This is a genomic window from Nostoc sp., from assembly GCF_036916975.1.
Lineage (GTDB): Bacteria > Cyanobacteriota > Cyanobacteriia > Cyanobacteriales > Nostocaceae > Nostoc.
Genome location: NZ_JBALFF010000039.1, coordinates 38,854 through 63,984 on the forward strand (window position 1 = coordinate 38,854; position 25,131 = coordinate 63,984).

Here is a 25,131-nt window from a genome sequence, read left to right on the forward strand (position 1 = left end):
TTATGTCAACGCAGCAACTGATACTTTACCAGCAATGGTAAGAGCGATCGCTGTTAATGCTTTTGCTGAAGCTGAATCTGGATCGCCAACAACTATTGGTACACCACTGTCACCGCCTACTCGTGTGGAAATTTCTAGCGGTACGCACCCCAATAATGGCACTCCCAATTCGGCGGCTGTTTTTGAGCCACCACCGGAACCAAATATGTCATACTGCTTATCTGGTTGATCGGGGGGGATAAAATAGCTCATATTTTCTACGATACCCAATACCGGGACATTCATCTGCTGGAACATCCGCAATCCCTTGCGAGAATCTAACAGGGCTACAGTTTGCGGCGTGGTGACAATTACTGCCCCTGCCATTGGCACTGCTTGGGTTAAAGTTAACTGAGCATCTCCCGTTCCCGGCGGCATATCTACAATCAAATAGTCCAGTTCTCCCCATTCCACTTGATAGAGAAACTGGCGAATAACACCATTGAGCATAGGCCCCCGCCAAATTACTGGCTGATCTCGGTCAATCAAAAAGCCCATTGAAACTAATTTAACGCCGTGATTAAAAGCAGGTTCTAGGATGTCACCTGTTTCACTCGAACGCACAGTAATTTTGGCATCAGCCAGCCCCAGCATTGTGGGATCATTGGGGCCGTAAATATCAGCATCTAGCAAACCGACTTTCGCCCCCGTTTGAGCTAGAGCCACCGCTACATTCACCGCCACCGTACTTTTACCAACGCCACCTTTGCCACTGGAAACAGCAATGATATTTTTCACCCCAGAAATACCGGTGCGGTCAGGTAAACTTTTTTGTTGCGGTGTTTCTGCCGTCACTTCTATGCTGACATCTGTAACGCCTGGGAGTTTTTTGACAGCTTTCTGACAGTCTTCGACAATAAATTCACGTAAAGGACAGGCAGGAGTGGTTAACACTAAAGTGAAACTAACCTTGCCACCGTCAATTTTCACGTTGCGAATCATATTCAGTTCCACCAGACTTTTGCGGAGTTCTGGGTCTTCTACTGGTCGCAACACTTCTAAGACAGAGCGAGAATCGAGGACATCGTACATAAAAATTCAAAATTCAAAATGAATAAATACACTTGTGGCGAACATCTTAGCTATTAACTGGATGCTTTCTTAAGTAAGGTCAGCTTAGTATTTTCACTGTCAATACCGTAATAAAACTTAGTAAATTGCATTATTACCTAATAGAATCTTAACTTTCTTTGGGCATTGGAAATTGAGCATTAGTCATTAGTCATTAGTTATAGGTTATTTTGCTTGTCCCCAATCCCCAGTCCCTAAAAATCAAAACAACTGTCATTAAGAGATTTTTTCTTACCAGATACCGTTGGCAATGCTGTCTTTTCTACTGCTTCTACTAAAGACCGGGCTACGCGGTCTGCATAAGGACGGGATAAAGACCAAATTAGGGGCGATAACCAACCCCGTAGTGTTACAGAATAAGACAAACAAGTACCACAAACTGTTGACTCTACTTGATAAGTCACCCGTTCCTCTATCCCAGGAATTGCCATCACTCGGATACTCAGCATCTCCTTATGATTAACGCGCTCCACAAAAATTCGGATGGGAATCGGCCAAAAGCGTGTCACAGCATGATAAATCAATCCTGGCTTGGGTACTAATCCGTAGGGTACGTTAGTACTCTTAAGTAGTGGATGCCAGGAAACATCTGTTAAGTCAGCGACTTTTTGCCACAGTTCGTCTACAGAAGCAGAACTTATCTCTCGATACGTCCGCACCAGAGAAGCGCAAAACCGACGACGTTTGCGGTGGATGAATTTGGATAACCAATCTTGCATTTTCCTAATCCTCCTCGCTAGACACTTTCTGGTAACTCCTGCCTAAATTAAAACTTTCTCAGAAATGCCCTAAACATAGCAAGCCTGTATTCGTTACAGACGCTAACAGATAACATAAGCAATATGGCAAAGAAGTTTTGATCGGGGCAGTCAAACCCTGATAATTCAAGGTTACGACTAAAGTTTAGTGTTTATACCAGAATGTTCCGATTAAGAATTTCAAAAAAAAACTCAGTCAATATACAAGCCTATACGCATTTGAGGGAAAATAACTCTAGTGATGCCCATCAATCGGATAAATGCTTAACCAGTAAGAAAAAGCGGGTTGGGCAAATAGAGCTTGATTGTTGGCGCGTGTTTCCCCCAAATTTTAAGATAAGAAATTTGTGGCTTTCTGGAAATTGTAATTTTTTAGGTTCGGGAATCTATGTTGACCAACTCGCAAACACCAACTGTACCAGCAGAATCATCCAAGTCTTTGCCACCGACTGACTCTCAGACTAGAGTCAGTCAGTTTATGAAACAGCTGCAAGACGAAATTACCGAATCATTGGCAAAACTAGATGGTGTGGCTAAGTTTCATGAAGATAGTTGGGAACGCCCAGAAGGAGGGGGAGGGCGATCGCGCGTGCTGCGAGAAGGTGCAATATTTGAACAAGCTGGTGTAAACTTTTCTGAAGTTTGGGGTTCCCATTTGCCAGCCTCAATTTTAGCCCAACGCCCTGAAGCCGCAGGGCATGGCTTTTATGCCACTGGCACTTCAATGGTGCTACATCCTCACAATCCTTACGTACCCACAGTTCATCTAAATTATCGCTACTTTGAAGCGGGGCCAGTGTGGTGGTTTGGTGGTGGTCTTGACTTGACACCTTATTACCCCTTTGCTGAAGATGCGGCACATTTACATAAAACGTTAAAACAGGCTTGTGACAAACACCACCCAGACTATTACCCTGTGTTTAAGCGGTGGTGTGATGAATATTTCTACCTCACGCATCGTGATGAGACACGGGGTGTAGGTGGTTTGTTTTTTGATTATCAAGATGGCGAGGGTGCTTTATATCGCGGGCCAAATCCCAATGGGGAAGCGGCTATTTATAGCAACCAGGTGGGAATACCAGCAACTCGCAATTGGGAAGATTTATTTTCTTTTGTGCAAGACTGTGGTAAGGCATTTTTACCAGCCTACGTACCAATTGTAGAACGGCGACATGGGATGGAGTATGGCGATCGCCAACGGAATTTTCAACTCTACCGCAGGGGACGGTATGTAGAATTTAACTTGGTTTATGACCGAGGTACCATTTTTGGTCTACAAACCAACGGACGCACCGAATCAATTCTCATGTCCCTACCACCCTTAGTGCGCTGGGAATACGGCTATCAACCGGAACCCAATACACCCGAAGCCGAGTTGTATGAAACTTTCCTTAAGCCTCAAGATTGGATCAACTGGACACCCAAATAGTTCTGAGTTAGGAGTTTGGAGTTTGGAGTTAGGAGTTTGGAGTTTGGAGTTTGGAGTTAGGAGTTTGGAGTTTGGAGTTAGGAGTTAGGAGTTTGGAGTTTGGAGTTAGGAGTTTGGAGTTAGGAGTTTGGAGTTAGGAGTTAGGAGTTTGGAGTTAGGAGTTTGGAGTTTGGAGTTAGGAGTTTGGAGTTAGGAGTTAGGAGTTTGGAGTTAGGATGTTCCTCCCTCATCTCCCTCATCTCCCTCATCTCCCCACTCCCCACTCCCCACTCCCCACTCCCCACTCCCCACTCCCCACTCCCCACTCCCCACTCCCCACAATTTTGCTGAGTTCAAGTACTAAAGTTAAGCACTTAGCAAAAAAAAGGTGACAATTTTAGCTATAGCTTGTTAATCTCAAGTGGCAGTATTAGAAAATTCTGTAACTAGTTAATCTTTAGAAAAATGTCACGGGGAGGGCTTTAGTGATTCATATAGACCAAAAAACTTATACAACCCAAGACGGAAACACCGTTATTGTCCTGACACCAGCAGGCCGCCTAGACATTACCACTGCTTGGCAATTTCGGCTGAAGTTACAAGAGTGTATTTCCAAACTCAGTCGCCATGTAGTTGTAAATCTGGCTCAGGTAAATTTTATTGATAGTTCTGGTCTTACGTCTTTGGTTGCTGGGATGCGTGATGCTGATAAAGTCAAGGGTAGTTTCCGTATCTGCAATGTACATCCAGAAGCCAAACTCGTGTTTGAAGTGACGATGATGGATACTGTCTTTGAAATCTTTGAAACAGAAGACGAAGCTTTAGAAGGTGTACCTCGTAGCATCGCTAGCTAAAAAAGAGTTAGGAGTTAGGAGTTAGGAGTTTGGAGTTTGGAGTTTGGAGTTAGGAGTTAGGAGTTTGGAGTTTGGAGTTTGGAGTTAGGAGTTAGGAGTTTGGAGTTTGGAGTTTGGAGTTTGGAGTTTGGAGTTAGGAGTTTGGAGTTAGGAGTTTGGAGTTAATTCAAAATTCATAACTTATAATTCATTAATCATAACTTTATGTTATGGAATAATGATTTCGCTTGGTGTAGCGATAAGGCCCCATAATCGCTCCCCAAGTTGCTTTTCCAGTTTCTGGATCGATTCCTTTGTCGTAGCTGTGGAATTCTAAAGCAGTAGCTTCAAAACCTAAGGAAACATTGATGCTATTGCCAAGATAAGTAAAGCTGCAACAAGTCTCTGGTAATGGGGTAGCGATAAACTTATAGCGATCGCCAGCTAGGGTTTCTTGGCTAACTGTTAGGATACAACCTGGTAGTAAATCTAATTGTTCGGATGTCAGTGTGTTAAGGAGAGCAGGGTTATTGCCTGCGCCTATTAATGCATCTGGATCTTGAGGCATGTAGTATTGTACTTCCAAAGATGTGTCATTGCTACCCTGGCGCAACCGCATAATTCGCTGGCGGTAAGGTTTATCCAACTTAACAACGTTAGCCTGTTCAGCAAACAGGGTGATGCTATCTTCTGTGAACAGATTAATTGGTCTTTGCCACAGGCGGAGGTGGACATACCAAATTGGCTCTCCTATGGCTTGTTCCTGATTATCAAATTCACCAGCTAGATACTCACCCAAAGCAATTAACTGTGGCGAAAAGTTCATAAATGCAATAAACAAATCATTAAAGATAAATATTTTTGGCTAGTTTTTTAGAGGAAAGGGTCTTAATCCCCTGTGGCTACTAGCTTATAAAATACTTTTGATTTGTCTACATTGTAAATCAAACCGTCACCAGCCAAAAGCTCAACTTGGCAAAGTCGCCTTTAAGCGAGAAAATAAAGATACGTCGCCCTTAACATTTTCTTTGTGAATAACGTCCGTACTGTCTCTGATACCAAACGAACTTTTTACAATCTTCATACCCGTCCGATAAATACTATTTATCGTCGGGTAGTAGAAGAATTGATGGTGGAAATGCATCTGCTGTCAGTAAATATCGATTTTAGCTACAATTCAATTTATGCCTTGGGCGTCGTCACTACTTTTGACCGCTTCATGCAAGGCTATGAACCAGAACGGGATCAAGAATCAATTTTTAACGCCCTATGTCGGGCTATGGAACAAGATCCGCAACATTATCGACAGGATGCCAAAAGATTGGAAGCTGTAGCTAAAGGTTTGCCAGTTAAAGATTTAATTGGATGGCTAGGCCAAACTACTTTTTTAGATCGAGATGGTGACTTGCAAGCACAACTGCAAGCGATCGCCAACAATCCTAACTTTAAATACAACCGTTTGTTCGCAATTGGTGTATTTTCGTTATTAGAACAGTCAAATCCTGAATTAGTCAAAGATGAAAAGCAACTCACAGAGGCGCTGAAAGCGATCGCTGCTGGCTTGCACCTTTCTGATGACAAACTCAACAAGGATTTGGAGCTATATCGTTCTAACCTAGAGAAGATGGCGCAAGCGCTAATAGTGATGGCAGATATGCTCTCAGCCGATCGCAAAAAACGCGAACAACGTAAACAACAATCAACTACCCCCGTTGCTCCCCCAAGTTCCAACGAATAGTTAGAAGATGGAAGTGAGAAGTCAGGAGTGATGAGTTATGAGTTAAGAGTTGTTAATAACTCATAACTCATAACTCCTAACTTGTGATTTTAGACGCCCAATAATGTGTAGATTAAGCTGTTAATTATAGTCAGTGCAAATGCTCCAATAACGGCACTCCAAATCCCGTAACGCAAGCGAAAGCCCTCTACTAACGAAGCAGCAAGACTAAAACAAACCACAGCAATCATAAATGTGAAAATGCTGGATAGCAAGTCCAGTGTGAGTAAATTTGGTACTGCAAAAACGAGGCTTAAAATCGGTCTGACTATTGCCGTCACGATACCAAGCACTGCGGCAGAAAGAAAGGCTTTACCAGGAGTATCAATTTCAACTCCCAAAGGTAATTTACTAATTATCAACAGGCTAATAGCTGTTACTAACCAAACAATTAAAAGCGTCACAATATTCATGCCACAAGCCCTGAAACGTGAATGGCAATTGGTGATAAATTACTTCACTTTCTCAGTGGAAAAATCTTTAAAGCTCAACCAATTATCTATAAATTAGCAGTAAATTTTTCTCTAACGGAATTTTATTTTAGATATCTTTAGGTTTGGCAAAAGTTTGAAGAGGAGTGGGGAGTGGGGGATATGAGGGGGATGAGGGGGATGAGGGGAAAATTCCTCTCCTCTGCACCCAGCAAGAACTGCCCCTCTGCCTCTTCCCCCTGCCCCTATCTCATCTTTTAAGACTGGGTTGGCTCTTGGGTGCTACAGGCGCTTGAGATGCTGGTGGGTTGGAAATACCAGGATTGATACCTTGTCGATCTGGAGGCTGACTTATGCCAGGAAGGGGTACAGAATTAGGCGCTGAGGGAAATTTAGGGGTAAGATTCCCTTCGGGATTGATGCCTGGGAATGGTGCGGTTGTGGGTATTGGTGTTGCACCAGGATAGATTGGGAAAGAGGGGATATTAGGCTGGTTAAGTGAGTTTGTGGGTGATTGAGATGGACCAGGAATAATTCCTAAAGAAACGCGATCGCCTCCTACTTGCCGTAGCAAATCCAACGTCTCAATCACATCATTATAAGTTGCTGTCCGCGAAGCATTCAGCACTACAACAGCATTAGGGTTTGCTTGGAGATACTGTTTTAAACTCGCTCTCAAATCATCCCGTTTTACAGCCTGTTTTTCTATGTAAGTATTACCAACGGCATCGATAGTTACAATCAGACTTCCATTTTGTGATGTTATTCCAGATACTGAACTGGCGCTGGCTTTGGGCAAATCAACATTTATTGCCTGTTGTCTGGTAAATTGTAATGCCGCTAATAAAAAAAACGTCAGAACACAAAAAACAACATCTATTAAAGGGATGATTTGAATTTGGACTTCTTCAATTGGGGTATGTAGGTTAACTTTCATTTTCTCAATTTAAACGCTTAGTTCGGGGGTTAAATTCTTGACTAATTAGGTGAATTTGGGGGTTCAGGAGGTTCAGGTAATCTAGTCTTTCCTGGCTTGCGGGGTGGAGTGAAATTTTCTGGCACAATTGCTGATGTACTATTAGTAAAATCAGGGGGGGACTGGCGGTAGAGTAATTCCATCTCATTCCCTGCCTTCCGAAAAACTTTGACTTGGTTGACTACAAAACTTTGAAATAGGCGATAAAATACTAAACTAATAATGGCAACTATTAGCCCAGTTGCCGTACTAATTAAGGATTCACCAATACCAGTAGTTACCCCGGCGGTAGATTCAGTTCCCAAATCGCCAATCCGAATTGAGCGCAGGGATCGGATTAAACCCAAAACCGTTCCCAACAATCCCAGCAGGGGCGCGAGGGCAATTACGGCTTCTAAAAGTTTTTCGCCCCGCCGCATTCCAGCCAATTCATCTTCTGCTGTAGCCTCCAGTGCTAGTCGAAAGGTTTCTGCATCAGTTTTTGAAAAACGTAAGGGAGCATAGAGAAAACGCCCGACAGGCTGATGGCTTGCTTGTTTGGCGATGTCAGCAGCTACTTGCCAATTATCCGGGGCAGCATCGAGGATGCGATCGACTATTTGCTTTTCCTGAGTCAAAATTCGCAACCAGAACCACAAACGCTCAAAAATTACACTCAAAGACAGAATCGAGAGAACAAGCATTGGCCACATCGCTGGCCCGCCCTTATAAAATAAATCTAATATATCCACTGTTTTTAAGTTTCCTCCTTCCATGACTAAAGCAAATGTGCTAAGGCATTTTAATTCTAGAGATTAATGCAAAATGAGGGACTTCCAAAATATAAATTTACCGAAAACCTAAAAAGACAGTGCAAGTATGGGGTCTTTGACTTAGAATACCGAATTACTAATGACCAGACGTTCTAATTTGTCAAACCCTTCCGGTATTAAACTCTTATGGAGAATTAAACAATAGGTATTTGGTGAGAGATTACGAGTAGCGTCTTCCAGACTAAACTAGGGCGGTTATTCCCACCAGGAATTTTTAGGATAATTTGTCAAAATTAAAGATAACTGGAGGTTCAAAATATGAAATTTTCAATCGAATCACTTTACACTTGGTATCGCACTGTGCTTCGTAACCCGAAGTACCGTTGGTGGGTAATTTTAGGAACGTTAGCCTATTTGGTCAGCCCATTTGATATTCTTCCAGATTTTATACCCGTTGTGGGACAGATTGATGATGTTTTCCTTTTGACTCTGCTAGTTTCTGAGGTGTCTGGGCTAGTAATTGAGGGCTGGAAAGCTCGTAAGGGTGATGTGGGTGCTGAAGTGCCTAATAGCAGTGAGGGTTCTACCTCTACTGGAAGCACTGTTGATGTTGATGCTGTTTCTGTTAAGTAGTTTTAATAAAACCCCTGCTTTTGGAATCTGAGGTGGGGGATATTTTTTTTAACGCAAAGGAACGCAAAGGGAAGCGCAGAGGAACGTAAAAGGGGGAGTTAGAGGTTGTTGGCGACGCGTTTGATACCTTCTTTGAGGTGGAGGACGTTAAAGTTGAAGAGAAGACCTAGTTTGCAGTTTGCGAGTTTGAGATAGGTTAAGAGTTGAGCGGAGTGAATCGGGTGGAAAGATTCTACAGATTTAATCTCTACAATTACTTTGTTTTCGACTATCAAATCTAATCGATAAACGCATTCCAATTGCACATCTTGGTAAACTAAAGGCAATGGAATTTGCTTTCCAACATTCAACCCGGCTTTGTTCAACTCATAATTCAAACACTCCTCATAAGCCGACTCCAACAAACCAGGCCCCAAAGCAGTATGCACCCTCATAGCACAACCAATAATCACCCCACTCAAATCATTGTCTCTCATCCTCTGCGTTCCTTTGCGTTTCCCTGTGCGTTCCTCTGCGTTTAAAAATCTTTCACAAATTCCGTCAAGAACCGGAAAGCCTTCAAAATATAACCAGCACAATCTCTAGGAGAAGTATTGTAAAACGATCGCCACGCACTCGCCTTATCCTCATCATACCGATCGCTGCGATGAGTATGATTTTCCAGCCACGCCAATCGCACTGCATGGCCAATTAAGACATCCAACACAATATATTCTTCAATTTGCAGCTTAGGATTATTGGCAGCGATCGCTCCTAATTCAATTAATGCTTCAATATTAACTTGGCGATATTCTGGAGCTTCGATTTTATTCAGCAAATGCTCAACCAAGAGAGCAAAATTTCTTTCCCCGGCTGTCATTTCTGACAACATTATCTCACTATCTAAACGATTGCGGCGCTCTAATTTATCGGCAATTACTAGACCTTTGCAATGTTGCATTAATAGCCAAACTTGCTTAAAAAATTCTTTTGGTACGCGCCCCGTCGCACCCTCGGCTTGGCGAAACCGTCGCCAACCTCCAGGCGGAACTTCTATTCCTTCGGCGATTCCTGGTAACACCACCCAAGCAATATCACTTTCTTTTTGCTTGGCGTGCAGTGATTCTTGCTGGCGTAACAAGTTACTCATGCCAGTATATCCAGTTAATACTTGACGCAAGCGCATTTTCACTTCAAAGGGTGAAAGTTGCATTAAGTGATCGTAAGCTTCATCTTGAGTCAGGTGCAATTCCCGCGCTAGTTCACTGGTTATCAATAAGATTAGATAACCAACTCTCAGCGTCAGCAGCCCCTGAAATAGTTCGGGTTCTGAGGGAATTAAGACACCAACATAGATTAAAATCTCTTGAGTGAGAACGCGATCGCGGATATCCTCACGACAAAAATGATTAATTTTATCGGCAATTTCATCATGAGACATGGGTACGCTAATCAAGGACGCTTCACTGTAAGCTTTACCCACAGCAATTTGCTTACCTCCCACCAAAATACTCGTGACTGCATCTGATAAACTGATATCAACCATTTGCCGTAACCCCGCAGCCCGACGCACTACTGCCCAAATGCCTAAATCTCCAGCTTTGGTGTAAACTTCATCTAGTAAATCGCCTACGGTGACAGGATATCCTGGGCCACCATACCCCGTATCAAATTTCATTCCCTGCAAGCGAGTTAAAGTTTGCAATAACTCAATTTGCTCGTAAATATTCTCTGATGAACGCAAATAAGAAAGTAATAATCCCAAGTTGGTTTCATACTCCACTTGAAATTCTTGGGTATGTCCTAAGCGCCAGTTTTTATCAGGATGATATGCTAGATAATAGCAATGTGGGCTAGCATTTTTTACTGGCGATCGCGCGAATTCTGCATTAGAGAGAAAATCAATTCTTTGGATTCTGGCTGTTAGCATTAACTGATTTAGCCGCCCTAATTTCACCCGCACACCGTTACAAACACCATCTTTCAGTTCTTGCATTAGTTCTAGTAATGCTTCGGAACCTGCTTCTAACATGGTGTGCGTCAACATTAAAGTCAAGGTAGGACGCCCTAAATCGCTCCAATATTTTTGAATGTAAGCTAGTTCGCTTCTAATTTGATCCAGTAGAAAATGGTAATCAAGGGTTAAGTAAAACTGTTGAGAATCGGAAAATGAAGGTAAAAATACAATTGTTTCACCACTAATGCGAAATATTCTAGATGTTGTCAAACTCCGTAACCGCCGCACTGGCCGCCCAGTTAAACCAAGTTTTTCATTACGTCCAATTTGGGTATAAATAGCAGAAAATTCTTCAGCTTTTCTCACTTGAATCGGTTCTACTTGAGTAGGCGTTTGCGCTTCAATTCCGTGAACTTCTAGTTTCGTTTGTAAATCTTCATCTTCTGCTAATAAGGCAATTTGTACCAATGCCTCGCGCTGTTTTCCCACACACAAATGTCTTCCCAAAGGGTCGATATCACCAACTGCTAGTAACCCTTCACTCAACATTTCACTCAGAAAATATAAACTCTGCGCCCACACCAAGGGAATATTTTCATTGGGCAAACGTGGCTGCGTTTGAGGTGCTAACTTTTCTGCTTCTATGTTTTCTGCGGGAACATAATAGAGTTCTGGTAATAAACGCAAACCATTTTGTTCTATAAGTAATGATTCTAAAAGATTTTGGTATTTTTTAACTTGTTCTTGTTCGCCGCGAAATAATCCATCTAGAACTAAATAAGTGAAAAATAGCGGCCATTCGCATTCAATATGCTCAAATTGCTTAAGTTCCCACGGTTCGTAGTGTAAGCGGTGATTATCTTCTAAAACGGTTTGGTGTCCATCACGCAAAAAGCGTTTGCAGCCGTATTTACCTGCGAGTTTATTGATAATATCGTTTAAAGTGCGATCGCGTAATTCCAAATCTTCCACTGCAAAGGCAGGATAACTAATAATACTTAACAGCGCCGCATCAATTTCTTTGGAACCAGATTCTCTCGGTAATAGGGATTCTAAAGTAATCCGGGCGCGGGCGATTTCATCTGGTAGCACATGAATCACCGATGCTTGACTACCACGCACACCAAATAAATCCAGTCCGTTGATAGCTTCTAAAGCCGCTTTTGCCATACCTACAGAACTGGCATTTAATTCAGCACTACCACGATTAATTTTATTACCACGTTCCCAAATACCATAATCTGGTGTGCGGTAAGCTCGTCCAATATAGTAAACTAAATTTTGGACGAAATTCACTTCATCAATTGTATAAATTATTTGCAATCCGGCTGCGGTCATTTGCGCCAATATTAGTAAAAATATAGATGTGGCATCAAGTTGCAAATGTCCCCATTCGTCATCACCAACAACAATGTCACCAGTTGCGGTATTATATTTGGCGTGCAGTCCATCTAGTAGAGACTGAGTATGTTTAAATGTCTCTACTTTATGAGCCTGTCGCATCATTGCAAACAACAACCCGCGCATTAGTTTAATGACACTGTGTTCTAATTCATAGGTGCGTCCTTTGTCGTCGTCAATCTTGCGGTATGCAAGTCCTAAACCCCAAACTGCCAAAATACTGTAAACATTGTCTCGCACCCAGGCATCAGTATAATCGCCGTGGGCTGTAATCGCTGTACTCGCAGGTAGTAAACCCGTAATTGGATTTTGCCGAGTCAGGATGATCGTTTTGATTTGCTGATAATAATACTCCAGACGAGCTAGCAACTTGGTAGATGTTTTCATGATTTGGTTCAGAACTACTTGCAGAATTCAACCCTGTGACTGTGAAGTGAATTAGCTAAACCAAGCCAGAATAAGTTCTGTAATGGTTGATGGGACAACAGCTAAGGGTGGTGTGAGCTTATTATTATCTCCTGTTAATAGGTTTCTGGATACTGAATTTTAGCGATCGCAAACTAAAATATGATATTTGCTCAAATCTTCATTGGCACATAGTTGATAAAAAATATTACTTACTGATATTGTAAATATTTTAACTGTATAAAGTTTGCGAAAAAAATCGTTGATTGCCAAGACACATAGCTTATAGCAATAGTCAAATCTACTTTAAGCTAGAGAAAATTACCTAAATTTCGGGGTAATTAACTTAGCTACTAGTGGTAAATATGACAAAAGCTGAATGCTAATATTCAGTATCTCCCGGAGAGCGCTATTCCGGGTTAGGATGATGACTAGCGATGCCTTAACTTAGATATCGATATTGAATTGTTGAAATTTTATGGGCCATAGTTCACCAGATGGCAGTATCAACCTCCTCTGAGCTGGCGAGGAAGTCTCCCAGCGCGGGGGAGACTTAGGAGATATATCTCATGCTTACACAAGATATTCGTGATTTGCTAACTGATGCTACCGATTTAAATCAGTTGAAATGTGATTTAAATCGTCTACAACCAGTCGATGTAGGAGACTACATTACACAATTGCCTGAGCAACAACGCGCGATCGCATTTCGTTTACTCAACAAAGCTCAGGCAATTGATGTATTTGAATATCTGCCCACAGAAGTGCAAGAAGAACTAATTAATTCTCTGCATGATGTCCAGGTAGTGCAACTTGTAGAAGCGATGAGTCCCGACGAACGGGCAGAATTGTTTGATGAACTACCTGCTGGGGTAATCAAACGGCTATTACAAGAACTCAGTCCAGAAGAAAGGCAAGCAACAGCAACGATTCTCGGCTATCCAGAAGGCACTGCTGGGCGGGTAATGACAACCGAATATGTCCGGTTGCGCCAAGGATTGACTGTCGGTGAAGCCTTGAGCAAAATCCGCCGTCAGGATGAAGACAAAGAGACGATTTACTACGCCTACGTCACAGATGACAACCGGACACTGGTGAGAGTGGTTTCATTGCGCCAATTGCTGTTTACCTTTCCCGAAGTTTTCATCAAAGATATTGCTAGCGATCGCGTCATCAAAGTTAGAACTGAAACCCCCCAAGAAGAAGTAGCGCGAATCATGCAGCGCTACGACTTAATTGCTATCCCCGTGGTTGATCGAGAAGATCGATTGGTGGGCATTGTCACCATTGATGATGTCATGGATATTTTGCAAGAGGAAGCCACAGAAGATATCCAAAAACTGGCGGGTGTGAGTGGTGATGAAGCAGCTTTATCCTCTCCTTTATTCACCATCCGCAACCGCTTACCTTGGCTATTGGGCATCATGGCACTGTATATTGGTGCCGCCAGTGCGATCGCGCCTTTTCAATCTGTAATTGCCGCAGTGCCAGTTTTAGCAGTCATCATGCCGATTTTTTCTAACACTGGTGGTACTGTTGGGATTCAATCATTAACGGTGACAATCCGCGGCTTGGGAGTGGGAGAGGTAACACCCAAAGATACCTTAAAAATTCTCCGCAAGGAACTTATCGCTGGTTTAGGTACAGCCTTAGCTTTAGCCACAACGATGTTTCTGCTTTCCTTAATTTGGGCGCAACCCCAAGAGCGATGGGTAGCTTTAATTGCCGGCATGGTAATGGCAACTAATACAATTGTGGCTGTTACACTCGGCACGTTACTGCCAATGGGTTTGACACGGCTCAAGCTTGACCCTGCTTTAGTTAGTGGCCCGTTAGTGACTACAATGCTAGATACAATTGGGTTTTTAACATTCCTCAGCCTAATTTCTCTAGCTTTAAATGTTTTCCATTTACCAACTTGAAGGGATTGGGCATGGGGCATAAAACATAGGGCATTGATTATTTCTCCCCCAGTCCCCAATCCCCAGACCCCAAACATGCCTACTACTACCTGGAATCGTCATCACATTCTTTCCCTAGCTGACTTCACTACCACTGAATACGATACCGTTTTGCAAACTGCGGCCTCTTTTCAAGAGGTGCTATCACGGCGGACGAAGAAAGTACCAACGTTGCAGGGGCAGGTGGTGGCGAATTTATTTTTTGAATCGTCTACCCGCACTCGTAGCAGTTTTGAACTTGCTGCCAAACGCTTAAGTGCAGATACACTAAACTTTGCCGCAGCCACATCTTCTATGACTAAGGGAGAGACAATTCTCGACACGGCGAAAACCTATTTGGCAATGGGAACTGATATTATGGTAGTCCGCCATCGAGAGGCAGGAGTACCAAATGCGATCGCGGCTGAAATGGATCGTTTAGGTGTAAAAGTTAGTGTCCTCAATGCTGGTGATGGTCAACATGAGCATCCTTCCCAAGCACTGCTAGACTTATTTACCATTTGTACTCTAATTGATCCAGCTAGTCCTCGACTAGAACTTTTAAAGGGTAAAAAGATTGCCATTGTTGGGGATATTCTCCATTCTCGCGTGGCGCGATCGAATATTTGGAGTTTAATCGCCAGTGGTGCCGAAGTGCATCTGGCAGCCCCACCCACCCTCTTACCCAAATTATTTGCCGAGTATATCTTGGAAAATGCAGGAGTCAAGAATCAAGACTTTATTATCTCCTCATCCCCCTCATCCCCCACTCCCCAACTATTTCTCCACTGGCAACTAGAACCAGCTTTACAAAATGCCGATTTTGTGATGACTTTGCGCCTACAAAAGGAACGCATGACGGCTCATTTACTGCCAAGTTTGCGAGAATATCATCAGCTATTTGGCATTACAAGCACAAAACTGCAACTTTGTAAACCTAACGTCAAAGTTTTGCATCCAGGCCCAGTTAACCGTGGTGTTGAAATTAGTTCTGAGTTGATGGATGACCCAGAATTTAGTCTCATTCAATCGCAAGTTACCAGTGGTGTCGCCGTTCGTATGGCGCTGTTGTATTTGATAGGAAGCAGTAAGGTCTAAGAGGATGTCTGAAAAGTAAGAAAGCCCACGTAACGGTATCCTGTCAGTAGAAAAAATACTTAAGTATGACAGCGTTATGAGAGCCATGAATCCATCGTACCCAAGTAATATGACTTCAGAGCAGTGGGAACTGCTATCAGGACTCATACCGGCGGCAAAAACTGGAGGTCGAAAACGTAGTGTCGATATGGAGGCGGTCGTTAACGCAATCTTGTACATCTTGTGTGCAGGTTGTGCGTGGCGAATGCTCCCAAATGATTTTCCCAAGTGGAAAACTGTGTATCATTACTTCCGACAATGGCGTATTGATGGTACATGGCTGGAAATTCATGAGCGGTTACGTTTGTGGGTGCGGGTCAGCCAAGACCGAGAAGCATCTCCAAGTGAGGCAATCATGGATAGTCAAACTGTTGAGACAGCAACAATGGTTTCCCAAGAAGTTGGTTACGACTCTGGCAAAAAAATTAAGGGACGCAAACGGCACATACTCGTTGACACTTTGGGTTTACTGATAGTCGTGGCGATCACTGCTGCTAGTACTAGCGAGCAAGCAGGCGCAAAACAAGTACTTTTTAAGCTTGATGCAGTACGCGATCGCTTCCGTCGTTTAATCACAATTTGGGTTGATGGCGGCTATCGAGGCAAGGATTTTCAGCATTGGGTGATGGATGTATACCGATGGAAAATGAAGCGTTGTTACCCGCCATGAGGAACAGAAAGGTTTTGTTGTACTCCCTAAACGTTGGTTGGTTGAGCGAACTTTTGGTTGGTTTAACTGGTGCCGACGATTGAGCAAAGATTATGAAATTCTACCTGAGACAACTGAAGCATTTATTCACGTTGCCATGATTCGTTTGATGCTAAAACAACTTGCGTGATTTTAATCACCTATCTAAAACTTCTCAGACATCCTCTAAAGGGCAACTACAAACCAGTGATGATTATTTAGGCCGACTTACTTAATCGTTATCATAAAATTGCATTCAATGATGACAATAATACCTGTCAATTTATAGTACCCCCTACTAAAGAATAATGGCAAATTTTGATTATTATTGATACTTGTATTTGTAAATATTGTGGTAATTGATAAAGAAAAAATATGGAGGCCAATGAACTTATTAAGCGATATGAAAATGGAGAAACAAAGTTTTTTGAAGCAAACTTAAACGGCGTAAATTTGTTTGGTGCAGACTTGATTGGTATAACTTTAAATAAAGCAAATTTGTCTCATGCAATCCTAATTTTTAGCTATCTAAATCGGGGAATCCTGAATAAGGCAAATCTAGTTTGTACAAAGCTAAGTGGCGCGAACCTAAATCAGGCAAGTTTAATCGATGCCAACTTGCATGATGCTAATTTACATGGTGCAACTTTACAGGGTGCTGATTTGCGTAATGCCAATTTAACTTTAGCGTATATGCTAGATACTAACTTGATGGATGCCGATTTGCGTGGTGCAAATTTGAGTGGTGCAAATTTAACTGGTGCGTGCCTGCGTGGTGCTAACCTGCGAGAAGAAAAGAGAATGTACTCTGCTAGTCTACGGGGTGCTAATCTCCATAAGGCTGACCTGCGGGGCGCTGATTTAACTGGTGTAGACTTATCTAAAGTTGATTTGAGTGGTGCTAACTTGAGTGAGGCAACGCTACGTTATGCCGATTTGAGTGATGCCAACCTGAGTGAAGCGATTTTGTATACAGCATTTACGGCAGATACTAACATCGGGGGTGCTAATTTGAAAGGTGCTAACCTGATGAACGCTAGACTAGAACGGTCAAATCTCATTGATGCTGAACTTACAGGTGTTAACTTGTACGGTGCAATTATGGCAGATGCTAAACTGACTAGATGCCAGATGAGTGGAGTAAACCTGAGTTTTGCAAGGCTAAATAGAGTTGATTTAAGTCGGGCTAACCTGCGTGGAGCTAACCTCACTGAAGCAGACTTGGTTGATGCCTATCTTGCTAGGACAAACTTGACTGGTGCTAATTTAAGTAAGGCAAATCTAATCAGACCAGAAATGAGTAGTACAAATCTAACTGGTGCAGATTTGCGTGGTGCGGTCATGCCTGATGGAACAATTAACGACTAAAAATATATAGCGGTTTGCAATTGTTGCAGTTGAGTCCAATAATATTAGTATTAGTCCGATCGGACTAGCTTATAGAAGAATACCTAATCTCATAGATATTATATATTCCTCCGATCGCATGAGTACAGAATTCTCTAATCTTGGCACACTGGTATCGTAGAAGTTAAAAATTTAATGACTTCTAGAAATGTCGGAGGTAAATATGAAACGAATTTTTTTGACGGCAGCAGCCTTACTCAGCACGCTATCTTTAGCTGCTCCCATTCCCGTCAAAGCAGAAAACTCCGCCCCTGTCCGGCGCTTGCTGGAAACTAGAGAATGTTCTGGATGTAATTTAACAGGAGCAAACCTCAAAGGCGCTCACCTGATAGGTGTTGACCTCAGAAATGCAAACTTAAAAGGGGCTAATCTCGAAGGTGCTAACTTAGAAGGTGCTGATTTAACTGGTGCAAATTTGAAGTCTGCTAATCTCACAAAAGCATTTGTCAGCGACACTATCTTAAATAACGCTAATCTCACCAACGTTAATTTGAGTAATTCCCGTTTATATAATAGTGACGTAAATGGCGCTGTTATGGCTAATATTGATTTAAGCGGTGCTGATGTATTTAATACTGCCATTAGCATTGGTGGTGAATACTAATGGTGAGTAATGATTTCAAAGTGATGAGTTAAGAGTTATATTCAACTCATAACTCTCGACTTTTTAAATTTTACTCACCAGTAATTGACAGTTCATTAACCCAGATTTTCGGGCAAACTCCACCTGGCGTTAACTCTGCTTCTTTTTCTACATAAATAATTGACTTCAGAACTTCTAAGAAATCGCCAGCAACAGTTGCTGACTCAATACTTGTCCTGACACCTTTGTTAACTAGCCAACCATCAAACGGCAAAGAAAAGGAACCTTGCAAAGCTTTAACTCCAGCATGGAGAGCTTGTAAATCATCGATAAAAATCACATTTTCAGCAGTTTCTAAACTGAACTCTTCTTCGGGAATTGCTGTTGAAAAAACGTGATAAAAATTGGGACTAACGCTAACTTTTGCACCAATACTGGCATTACCTGTTGGCTGGGTATTGAACCTTTTGGCAGTGCCTGCACTGTGGAGAAAGCTTGTTAAAACACCATTTTCAATCAGTGAAACTTGACGAGTAGGAGTTCCTTCACCATCAAAACTTTCTGCGCCTACGTTAGCTGGGTGAAGTGCATCATCAAAAACTGAAAGTAAAGGAGAAGCAATTTGCTTACCTAAATCATCAGCAGTAGATAAGCTTTGATTATCCAAAATACTTTGAGCGTTGAATAAGTTAGAAAAACCACCCAACAGACTTAAAAAAGCTTCCGCTGAAAAAACAACCCGATATTTACCAGTTTTGATTTTTTTATAATTCAAGTGACTGATAGTTTTATCTGCGGTTTCTTTGATGCAACCATTGATGTCTAGATTATCTAAACTATGGTTGATTCTAAAAGCACCTGCACTGCGAGGTTTTTTTCCTTCTTCTTCAGTTTTGCTGTAAAGATAAACTGATGCTAAGGAGTGAGATTCAGTTCTCACTGCACCGTCGCTATTGAGGTAAAACCTGTCAATATCTCTTTGCGATAACCCATTATAAGGCACACCTTTAATTGCTGGATGAGCTGCTAGTAATTCTTTTTCAGCTACCAACAATCTTTCTATGAGTTCAGCAACAGGTGCTTGGGGTATCTTATCTTGAGGTTTATTTGCAATCGGAGCAGTAGCTTCTGGACTAAAATCAGGAACATTTTCCTTAACCCCAAAAAAACTAGCTTCGTAGGCAGTTTTTAAAGCTAATTCCAGTCCTTTGGGGTCTACATCTGTGGTGCTGGTGACACCCATTGTATTATCTTCATTCCAGACACGAACAGTAACACCAGAGCGATTTGAAGCTTTGACTTGTTTTGGCTCACCTTGGTCTACTTGCACGCTAGTATCATCTACAGTTGAGCCATAAATGTCAAATTTCTTAATACCAAGCTTACCAGCATTATCCTTGGCAGAATTTGCAATCTCATTGATATTTGGCATAGTCAATTTTGGATTTTGAATTTTAGATTTTTGATTGGGAACGATTTTATTTTTGATATTAGATTTTGAATCTTGGATGTTAAGCTTTTCCACATAAAATTTGCTTGTATTTCTTGGGCGGGCGAGACGCCCACCCTACAACAGAGTATTATGCTAGATGTGGTTTAGCTTATGACTTATATTTATCTCGGAGCTTTTTATTGACACAATATGCTAATCATTCACAATCCAAAATCCCAAATCTAAAATCTAAAATTTTTATCGTCCACCAACGGTAATAGAATCAACCTTGATATGGGGTTGTCCTACTGTGGTGTAAATACTGCCACTGACAGAACCACAAAAACCTGGTGCAATTTCCAAATCTTGGGAACACATAGAAATTTTATTCATAATTTCCTTAGCTTCACCAATTAGAATTGCTCCCTTTAGCGGTTTGGTGATTTTGCCATTTTCAATCAAATAAGCTTCATCAACACTAAAGTTAAATTGGCCTGTAGCACCAACGCTTCCGCCACCCATCTTTTTACAGTAAATACCTTTATCAACAGAGGTAAATAAATCATCAATGCTATATTCGCCAGAATCAATATAAGTATTACGCATCCGGCTAGCAGCAGCATAGGTATAATTTTGGCGGCGTCCACTTCCAGTTCTGGGGTGTCCGGTGCGTGCAGAACCTGTTCTATCTGCTAAGAAGTTTTTCAGAACGCCTTTTTCAATTAATAGAGTTCTTTGAGCAGGCATACCTTCGTCATCCATGTCAATTGTGCCGAAGGCATTTTCAGAACGCCCTTCATCCCAGGCTGTCAAACTTTCGTGGGCAATTTTTTCGCCTTTTTTGTCAGCAAAGGGAGTGGTATTGCGTTCAATTTGAGTGGTTTCTAACAGGTGTCCGCAGGCTTCGTGGAAGATTACGCCGCCAAAGTGATTCGCCATAATAATCGGGTAAGTACCTGATTCTACGTAATCGGCGTAGAGCATTTTACCAGCAGATTCTGCTATTTTTTCGGCGGCTTGCTGAGAATCCCAAGTCCTCAAAAAGTTGGCATCGCTGGTGTTACCAGCGCGTTCACCGATGGAAGCACGATTAGCACCATCAGCACACAACAAGTTAAAGCCTACTGACTGGGTGAGGCGAATGTCACGGGCAAAAGTGCCGTCACTGGCGGCGATTAAAACCTCTTGCCAATCCCGGAAATAGGTAGCACGGCGCGATTGGACGTGGCTAGCTTTTTGCTTCAGGTGGGCAGTACCATCAAGGAGGACTTCTCCCATTTCTCGGATTGAGCTACACACTGGTAGCCATGCATCTTTACCTCTTTTGGTGGCGTAATCTCTCAATAATTCTAGGTTGATTTCTGGAATGAAAGCTTTAGCAGTGGGTAGTTGCAATCCTAAGATAGAAAGACCTTTTTCTAAAGCTGCTTTCAAACCGGAAAACGAAAGGTCATTGGTGCTAACGTAGCAATCAGCTTTACCGCGAAAGACTCTGACTCCCGCGCCTGTAGACAGACTGGGTGAAATACTGGTGATGGAGTCGTCTTCTGCAAGAGAACTAATATAGTTGCGACGCTCTAAAAATAATTCGATGAAGTCAGCACCTGCGGCGCGTCCTAGTCCCAGGAGGGTAGCCAGGGGGGCTTCCCAGGTTTCATCGAAACGCTCTGGTGTGGAGGAATATTGCAGGGTGGGAAGTTGATTCGAGAGAAGTAGCGTACTTGTAAGCATGGGTAGCCTCGTCTGCTGGCGTAGTTCAGAGATTTGACTGAAAAATTCTGGTGTGTTTAGTCTAACAAATCAGTGAAAGTCAGAGTCGGCAATTAAGTAGTAGGGGTTTCCTCACCTGGGAAACTTACTTCCCTCTCTTAAGCGTGAGTGAAATATTCTAAGTAACGCCCTTTGCAGAGCGATCGCTATAATGTAGAGTCGATATATAATATTTTACAGAGAATGAGCAAACCAGAAAGTGAAAATATTCATACATAAATAATTGGAAGGCAGTCTTAGACTGTCTTCCAATTATTTAAACTCTTAAAAAAGAAGCTCCACATATATTGGTAAAAACAACAATTTCATCAAAATTATTTTTGATTTCTGCCTTGCTCGTCCCTAGAATACTCCCGTTGATAAATTACCATTTTTCCATGCAGTTAATCTTGGTAAGAGCCTATACCTTCTCAGGTTTATTTACGATTTGTTATTTTCAATGGAATTCTTAATGTTTCTTGCTGATTGAAAGTCTGACCTAAATTAGCAGCAGTTGGCGCTGGCGATGTTAAATTCTTAAATAATAGCTTGAGGGTTCGAGTAATAGTTTTAAGAATTTTCATTTTGCTGGCACTTGGCTTTTCGTCATATCTCAAAACCATAGGAATTTCTACGATTTTTGGTTTGAGCGGTTTGGCTTTCAGCAGTAAATCTATCATGCAAGCAAATCCACTTTCAGTGAATAAACTCTCGCCATAATACATATCTAGTTTACTGACAAAAGTCCGGTTATAGAGTCTGTAGCCGCAAGTATAATCTCTTACACCTGGTACACGGGCTGCAATTCTAAAAAGCCAGCTAGCTCCGTAACTCATTATCTCTCTAAATGTTGATAAGCCTATGACTTTAGAGCCTTTTCGATATCTGGATGCGATCGCAATATCATAACTACCAGCTATCATCGTCTCATACATCTTGATTAATAGTTCTGGTGGTTGAGTGTTGTCGCAATCCATCGCCGCTAAAAAATCGCCTTCTTTAGAAATTTCTAAGAAAGTCATGAAACCCGTTTTAATTGCTTGACCTAAACCAGCATTTTTGGGATGTTGGACTAATTTCAGTGATATCCCCTGTAATTCAGATTCATCTATTGCAGTCTGAGCAGTTGCATCCCTGCTACCATCATCAACAAGAATCAGCCGGATATCCAGATTAGATATTTGCTGCAATGTCTGAAACTTTTTGAATAAAGGGCGAATTGATTGTTGCTCGTTGTATGCGGGTAAAAGAACAAAAATACTCATAAGTACCTCGTGTGATTTTCAAAATATCATTCTCAGATTTCAAGAATTCAGTAATGTTGATTTCTTGAGAAATTCATCGACCTGTCGGACGACTGCGTTGTTATTGACGCTATCATTCACCAACTGTGAGGTATTGACAACGAAAAAATCATCGTTTTCAGTACTCACTTTTGGAACAAGGCTTGAATAATTTAAAACTTGTAGCGGCTGTACTTTAATAGCTCGATTAATGTGTGCTGCAACAATATCATCTGCTTTGAGTTCTGGGAACATCATACGTATACCCTGGAAAAAGACTTGCCGCAATTCATCATCTGGCTGTTTTAACAACGGGTCAGTGGAAAGGATATATTTTGGTAAAAATGTGATATGATACCCTGCTGTTTCTTGCAAAGAAACTAGGTTACTCATACCGATGACTCCGGTAAAAGGAACATTTCTATCGGCAATATTTACTACGTAATAAGGAATTAGAGCCTTGCGGGTAATAAGTGCCATGCAGATTACGCCCAGGTATTCTACTGTTTCACCAGTGTTGGAAACTTTCACGAGTTCTTTAGCAGCAACCTGTTGCAAAATATTAACTGGCCCAGTAAAGATAACTTTATCAAAATGTTCCTTTTTGCCTTGATATTCTACCCACATTCCACCCTTTGGATGAGGTGCGATATATTCCACCGCAACACCTGTGTGGATATGACCTCCAGCCGTGTAAATTAGTTTTTCTATATGGTCAAAAACAGTTTTGTAACCGCCTGAGACATAACCAAGTTGTTCTTTATTTAATGAAGAATCACGCGCTGAAAATAACCGTTTGATATAAGCCCAGATAAAAACTGCTGATATTCGCTTATAGTTCTCTCCTAATTTCGATAAAAGCAAGGGTTTCCAGAGTTTCTCGTATGTGCTTTTACCACCGAGTTTCAAGAGCCAATCTTCAACTAATATCTTCTCTAAGCGCCGCCAGTTATTAAGGCGTGAACCATACAATAGAGTAAAAGCTAATCTAATTTTACCTATAAGTCCAAACAAAGGAAAGCGGAGAAATTCGATAGAGTTACTGATAGAATAAAATTTTTGTTTATCGTAGAAGCCTGTTAAACTTCGATGCCAGCGTAGTTTATCTCCAAGTCCAATATCTCTGAGAAAATTTATTAAATGAGTATCAGAAGGCAGGATAACGTGATAAAACCGATCCCAGGTAAACAACCCATAATCATGATAAGTGGTAAGTCCACCAAGCTGCTTATTACTGTCGAATACAGTTACTTTATGTCCTTGATTTGAAAGACGTTGCGCTAATACTAGCCCAGTTATACCGCCCCCAATGATGCCTATATTCATAAATTTAATTTAGATTTTTATAGGGATGCTTTTGAAATTTATTTTCAAATAATTGTAATATTAGTAGCCTTGCTGTCTACCCCTTTAGCTATTAATGTACAACCAGAACTACACCAGTTATGATAATGGAAATTCCTACCCACTGGCTAAATACAACTTGCTCTTTTAAAAGATAGTGAGAAGCGATTGGTACAAATGCATACATTAATCCTAAAACTGGAAATGCTTGGCTTAGAGGAATTGTCCGCAATACATAAAGCCACAATATAGTCATAAATGCATAGCAGATAAACCAAATCCAAAAATAACGAGATAATAGCAGGTTTTGGATAGATGCGCTTGCTCCTTTAGTTTGGCTAGAAATGTGAAGTCCATACTTTAGTGATAGGTTAGCTGTTGTTCCAAATAAAACCACAAGCATTAAAACTAGGGAAGTAATGATGTTCATTTTTAATCTTCCTGATGAGATTTACTATAAACTGATGTAGATTTTTTCAGAGGAATGACCACTAAAAGAACACCCAGAAAAATTGTGATTACTCCTGCTATTCTAGTTAGTGTAATCTCTTCATTAAAAAAGTAGTGTGACCCGAAAAGTATCCCCACATAATTTAAACTAGTCAGTGGATAAGCAATACTCAATTTTATAGATCGTAGAGCCAATATCCAATTTACCACTCCCAAGCAATAAACACTAATAGCTAATACTAATTGTTGAATAAATACCCAATTAAATAGTCCCTCATTTGTATGACTCATGGTATGCTTCATCAGCAATTGCCCAGAAATACTAAATAAAATACTGACAAACAGGATAATATAAGGAATTATTTTAACGTTTGAAGTTTGCGAAATAGATTTCATAGTACATTTACCTCAATCGAGATAGTAGGTATGAACCGGACAGGAAACAGCCCATCGTTTTGAAAGTTTTGGATTGAGGTCACACCTTCTGTGCAATTCAACTTTTACTTCAATCAATAGACAACAAAATTAGGAAGGCTATGTTGAAGTCACTGATATCAAAATGAGCGTCGAAGAGTTAGCAACTAAATACTATGCAAGTGGGATAGTTGCTGTATAATGGCAACGACCAATATTATCCCAGTAGACTAGGTTACACTTGGAGACAGAACAGTTTACTTGCTTGACAATTGACACAATCA

The 25,131-nt window shown here is 41.5% G+C and carries 22 protein-coding genes and 1 pseudogene; 9 read left to right on the forward strand and 14 right to left on the reverse strand.

Annotated features, from left to right (window positions below):
• Together V7K73_RS08875 and V7K73_RS08880 are read right to left on the reverse strand one after the other, a co-directional pair.
• Nucleotides 1-1,071: an Mrp/NBP35 family ATP-binding protein gene (locus V7K73_RS08875; RefSeq protein ID WP_334879070.1), complete on the reverse strand. Its 1,071-nt coding sequence runs from the start codon at nucleotides 1,069-1,071 to the stop codon at nucleotides 1-3.
• 233 nt (nucleotides 1,072-1,304) lie between these two features.
• The gene (locus V7K73_RS08880) at nucleotides 1,305-1,829 is read right to left on the reverse strand and encodes an SRPBCC family protein (RefSeq protein ID WP_334879072.1); all 525 of its coding nucleotides are present in this window, start codon (nucleotides 1,827-1,829) and stop codon (nucleotides 1,305-1,307) included.
• Between the two features lie 427 nt (nucleotides 1,830-2,256).
• On the opposite strand from V7K73_RS08880, the gene hemF reads away from it, so the two are divergent.
• Nucleotides 2,257-3,297, forward strand: a complete 1,041-nt coding sequence (gene hemF, locus V7K73_RS08885; RefSeq protein ID WP_334879073.1) for an oxygen-dependent coproporphyrinogen oxidase — start codon at nucleotides 2,257-2,259, stop codon at nucleotides 3,295-3,297.
• 464 nt (nucleotides 3,298-3,761) lie between these two features.
• Nucleotides 3,762-4,130, forward strand: a complete 369-nt coding sequence (locus tag V7K73_RS08890; protein WP_114083376.1) for an STAS domain-containing protein — start codon at nucleotides 3,762-3,764, stop codon at nucleotides 4,128-4,130.
• A gap of 202 nt (nucleotides 4,131-4,332) precedes the next feature.
• Here V7K73_RS08890 and V7K73_RS08895 read toward each other — a convergent pair whose 3' ends face one another.
• Nucleotides 4,333-4,935, reverse strand: coding sequence for a chromophore lyase CpcT/CpeT (locus V7K73_RS08895; RefSeq protein ID WP_334879076.1), 603 nt, complete (start codon nucleotides 4,933-4,935; stop codon nucleotides 4,333-4,335).
• A gap of 204 nt (nucleotides 4,936-5,139) precedes the next feature.
• Here V7K73_RS08895 and psb29 point away from each other — a divergent pair, with 204 nt between their 5' ends.
• Nucleotides 5,140-5,847, forward strand: coding sequence for a photosystem II biogenesis protein Psp29 (gene psb29 / locus V7K73_RS08900; protein ID WP_334879078.1), 708 nt, complete (start codon nucleotides 5,140-5,142; stop codon nucleotides 5,845-5,847).
• 89 nt (nucleotides 5,848-5,936) lie between these two features.
• On the opposite strand, the gene V7K73_RS08905 is transcribed toward psb29, so the two are convergent.
• From V7K73_RS08905 to V7K73_RS08915, 3 genes are all read right to left on the reverse strand, one after another.
• A complete protein-coding gene (locus V7K73_RS08905; protein WP_334879080.1) occupies nucleotides 5,937-6,299 on the reverse strand; it encodes a phage holin family protein in 363 nt (120 codons plus the stop codon).
• A 268-nt stretch (nucleotides 6,300-6,567) separates the two neighbouring features.
• A complete protein-coding gene (locus V7K73_RS08910; RefSeq protein WP_334879082.1) occupies nucleotides 6,568-7,254 on the reverse strand; it encodes an ExbD/TolR family protein in 687 nt (228 codons plus the stop codon).
• A 41-nt stretch (nucleotides 7,255-7,295) separates the two neighbouring features.
• A complete protein-coding gene (locus V7K73_RS08915) occupies nucleotides 7,296-8,024 on the reverse strand; it encodes a MotA/TolQ/ExbB proton channel family protein (protein ID WP_334879156.1) in 729 nt (242 codons plus the stop codon).
• 339 nt (nucleotides 8,025-8,363) lie between these two features.
• Here V7K73_RS08915 and V7K73_RS08920 point away from each other — a divergent pair, with 339 nt between their 5' ends.
• Entirely contained in the window at nucleotides 8,364-8,678 is a 315-nt protein-coding gene (locus V7K73_RS08920) for a YkvA family protein (protein ID WP_334879084.1), read from the forward strand.
• A 98-nt stretch (nucleotides 8,679-8,776) separates the two neighbouring features.
• On the opposite strand, the gene V7K73_RS08925 is transcribed toward V7K73_RS08920, so the two are convergent.
• Both V7K73_RS08925 and V7K73_RS08930 read right to left on the reverse strand, forming a co-directional pair.
• Nucleotides 8,777-9,154 carry a GxxExxY protein gene (locus V7K73_RS08925; RefSeq protein ID WP_334879086.1) on the reverse strand — a complete coding sequence of 126 codons (378 nt, stop codon included), beginning with the start codon at nucleotides 9,152-9,154 and terminating at the stop codon, nucleotides 8,777-8,779.
• Nucleotides 9,155-9,195: 41 nt separating this feature from the next.
• Nucleotides 9,196-12,402, reverse strand: coding sequence for a glycoside hydrolase family 15 protein (locus V7K73_RS08930; protein ID WP_334879088.1), 3,207 nt, complete (start codon nucleotides 12,400-12,402; stop codon nucleotides 9,196-9,198).
• Nucleotides 12,403-12,989: 587 nt separating this feature from the next.
• On the opposite strand from V7K73_RS08930, the gene mgtE reads away from it, so the two are divergent.
• The 5 genes and pseudogenes from mgtE to V7K73_RS08955 all read left to right on the forward strand — a co-directional run bounded on the left by mgtE (nucleotide 12,990) and on the right by V7K73_RS08955 (nucleotide 18,196).
• Complete coding sequence (gene mgtE, locus V7K73_RS08935) at nucleotides 12,990-14,342, forward strand: magnesium transporter (RefSeq protein ID WP_334879091.1); 1,353 nt, start codon at nucleotides 12,990-12,992, stop codon at nucleotides 14,340-14,342.
• 75 nt (nucleotides 14,343-14,417) lie between these two features.
• The gene (locus V7K73_RS08940) at nucleotides 14,418-15,458 is read left to right on the forward strand and encodes an aspartate carbamoyltransferase catalytic subunit (protein WP_334879093.1); all 1,041 of its coding nucleotides are present in this window, start codon (nucleotides 14,418-14,420) and stop codon (nucleotides 15,456-15,458) included.
• Between the two features lie 85 nt (nucleotides 15,459-15,543).
• A pseudogene (locus V7K73_RS08945) lies at nucleotides 15,544-16,336 on the forward strand (IS5 family transposase).
• Between the two features lie 224 nt (nucleotides 16,337-16,560).
• The gene (locus tag V7K73_RS08950) at nucleotides 16,561-17,553 is read left to right on the forward strand and encodes a pentapeptide repeat-containing protein (RefSeq protein ID WP_334879095.1); all 993 of its coding nucleotides are present in this window, start codon (nucleotides 16,561-16,563) and stop codon (nucleotides 17,551-17,553) included.
• 202 nt (nucleotides 17,554-17,755) lie between these two features.
• The gene (locus V7K73_RS08955; protein ID WP_334879096.1) at nucleotides 17,756-18,196 is read left to right on the forward strand and encodes a pentapeptide repeat-containing protein; all 441 of its coding nucleotides are present in this window, start codon (nucleotides 17,756-17,758) and stop codon (nucleotides 18,194-18,196) included.
• Between the two features lie 70 nt (nucleotides 18,197-18,266).
• Here V7K73_RS08955 and V7K73_RS08960 read toward each other — a convergent pair whose 3' ends face one another.
• The 6 genes from V7K73_RS08960 to V7K73_RS08985 form a co-directional block, all read right to left on the reverse strand.
• Nucleotides 18,267-19,607, reverse strand: coding sequence for a TldD/PmbA family protein (locus tag V7K73_RS08960; protein WP_334879098.1), 1,341 nt, complete (start codon nucleotides 19,605-19,607; stop codon nucleotides 18,267-18,269).
• A gap of 258 nt (nucleotides 19,608-19,865) precedes the next feature.
• A complete protein-coding gene (locus V7K73_RS08965) occupies nucleotides 19,866-21,338 on the reverse strand; it encodes a TldD/PmbA family protein (RefSeq protein WP_334879100.1) in 1,473 nt (490 codons plus the stop codon).
• A gap of 455 nt (nucleotides 21,339-21,793) precedes the next feature.
• On the reverse strand, nucleotides 21,794-22,621 hold the full coding sequence (locus V7K73_RS08970; RefSeq protein ID WP_334879102.1) for a glycosyltransferase: 828 nt from the start codon (nucleotides 22,619-22,621) through the stop codon (nucleotides 21,794-21,796).
• 39 nt (nucleotides 22,622-22,660) lie between these two features.
• A complete protein-coding gene (locus V7K73_RS08975) occupies nucleotides 22,661-23,965 on the reverse strand; it encodes an NAD(P)/FAD-dependent oxidoreductase (protein ID WP_334879104.1) in 1,305 nt (434 codons plus the stop codon).
• Nucleotides 23,966-24,056: 91 nt separating this feature from the next.
• Complete coding sequence (locus V7K73_RS08980; RefSeq protein ID WP_334879106.1) at nucleotides 24,057-24,413, reverse strand: EamA family transporter; 357 nt, start codon at nucleotides 24,411-24,413, stop codon at nucleotides 24,057-24,059.
• A 2-nt stretch (nucleotides 24,414-24,415) separates the two neighbouring features.
• Nucleotides 24,416-24,829 carry an EamA family transporter gene (locus tag V7K73_RS08985; protein WP_334879108.1) on the reverse strand — a complete coding sequence of 138 codons (414 nt, stop codon included), beginning with the start codon at nucleotides 24,827-24,829 and terminating at the stop codon, nucleotides 24,416-24,418.
• Between the last annotated feature and the right edge of the window lie 302 nt (nucleotides 24,830-25,131).

Excerpts from the sequence above, each read along its gene's own strand:
- V7K73_RS08875 (WP_334879070.1), bottom strand. The coding sequence starts at position 1,071 with ATGTACGATGTCCTCGATTCTCGCTCTGTCTTAGAAGTGTTGCGACCA.
- V7K73_RS08880 (WP_334879072.1), bottom strand. The coding sequence starts at position 1,829 with ATGCAAGATTGGTTATCCAAATTCATCCACCGCAAACGTCGTCGGTTT.
- hemF (WP_334879073.1), top strand. The coding sequence starts at position 2,257 with ATGTTGACCAACTCGCAAACACCAACTGTACCAGCAGAATCATCCAAG.
- V7K73_RS08895 (WP_334879076.1), bottom strand. The coding sequence starts at position 4,935 with ATGAACTTTTCGCCACAGTTAATTGCTTTGGGTGAGTATCTAGCTGGT.
- V7K73_RS08905 (WP_334879080.1), bottom strand. The coding sequence starts at position 6,299 with ATGAATATTGTGACGCTTTTAATTGTTTGGTTAGTAACAGCTATTAGC.
- V7K73_RS08910 (WP_334879082.1), bottom strand. The coding sequence starts at position 7,254 with ATGAAAGTTAACCTACATACCCCAATTGAAGAAGTCCAAATTCAAATC.
- V7K73_RS08920 (WP_334879084.1), top strand. The coding sequence starts at position 8,364 with ATGAAATTTTCAATCGAATCACTTTACACTTGGTATCGCACTGTGCTT.
- V7K73_RS08925 (WP_334879086.1), bottom strand. The coding sequence starts at position 9,154 with ATGAGAGACAATGATTTGAGTGGGGTGATTATTGGTTGTGCTATGAGG.
- V7K73_RS08930 (WP_334879088.1), bottom strand. The coding sequence starts at position 12,402 with ATGAAAACATCTACCAAGTTGCTAGCTCGTCTGGAGTATTATTATCAG.
- mgtE (WP_334879091.1), top strand. The coding sequence starts at position 12,990 with ATGCTTACACAAGATATTCGTGATTTGCTAACTGATGCTACCGATTTA.
- V7K73_RS08940 (WP_334879093.1), top strand. The coding sequence starts at position 14,418 with ATGCCTACTACTACCTGGAATCGTCATCACATTCTTTCCCTAGCTGAC.
- V7K73_RS08950 (WP_334879095.1), top strand. The coding sequence starts at position 16,561 with ATGGAGGCCAATGAACTTATTAAGCGATATGAAAATGGAGAAACAAAG.
- V7K73_RS08955 (WP_334879096.1), top strand. The coding sequence starts at position 17,756 with ATGAAACGAATTTTTTTGACGGCAGCAGCCTTACTCAGCACGCTATCT.
- V7K73_RS08960 (WP_334879098.1), bottom strand. The coding sequence starts at position 19,607 with ATGCCAAATATCAATGAGATTGCAAATTCTGCCAAGGATAATGCTGGT.
- V7K73_RS08965 (WP_334879100.1), bottom strand. The coding sequence starts at position 21,338 with ATGCTTACAAGTACGCTACTTCTCTCGAATCAACTTCCCACCCTGCAA.
- V7K73_RS08970 (WP_334879102.1), bottom strand. The coding sequence starts at position 22,621 with ATGAGTATTTTTGTTCTTTTACCCGCATACAACGAGCAACAATCAATT.
- V7K73_RS08975 (WP_334879104.1), bottom strand. The coding sequence starts at position 23,965 with ATGAATATAGGCATCATTGGGGGCGGTATAACTGGGCTAGTATTAGCG.
- V7K73_RS08980 (WP_334879106.1), bottom strand. The coding sequence starts at position 24,413 with ATGAACATCATTACTTCCCTAGTTTTAATGCTTGTGGTTTTATTTGGA.
- V7K73_RS08985 (WP_334879108.1), bottom strand. The coding sequence starts at position 24,829 with ATGAAATCTATTTCGCAAACTTCAAACGTTAAAATAATTCCTTATATT.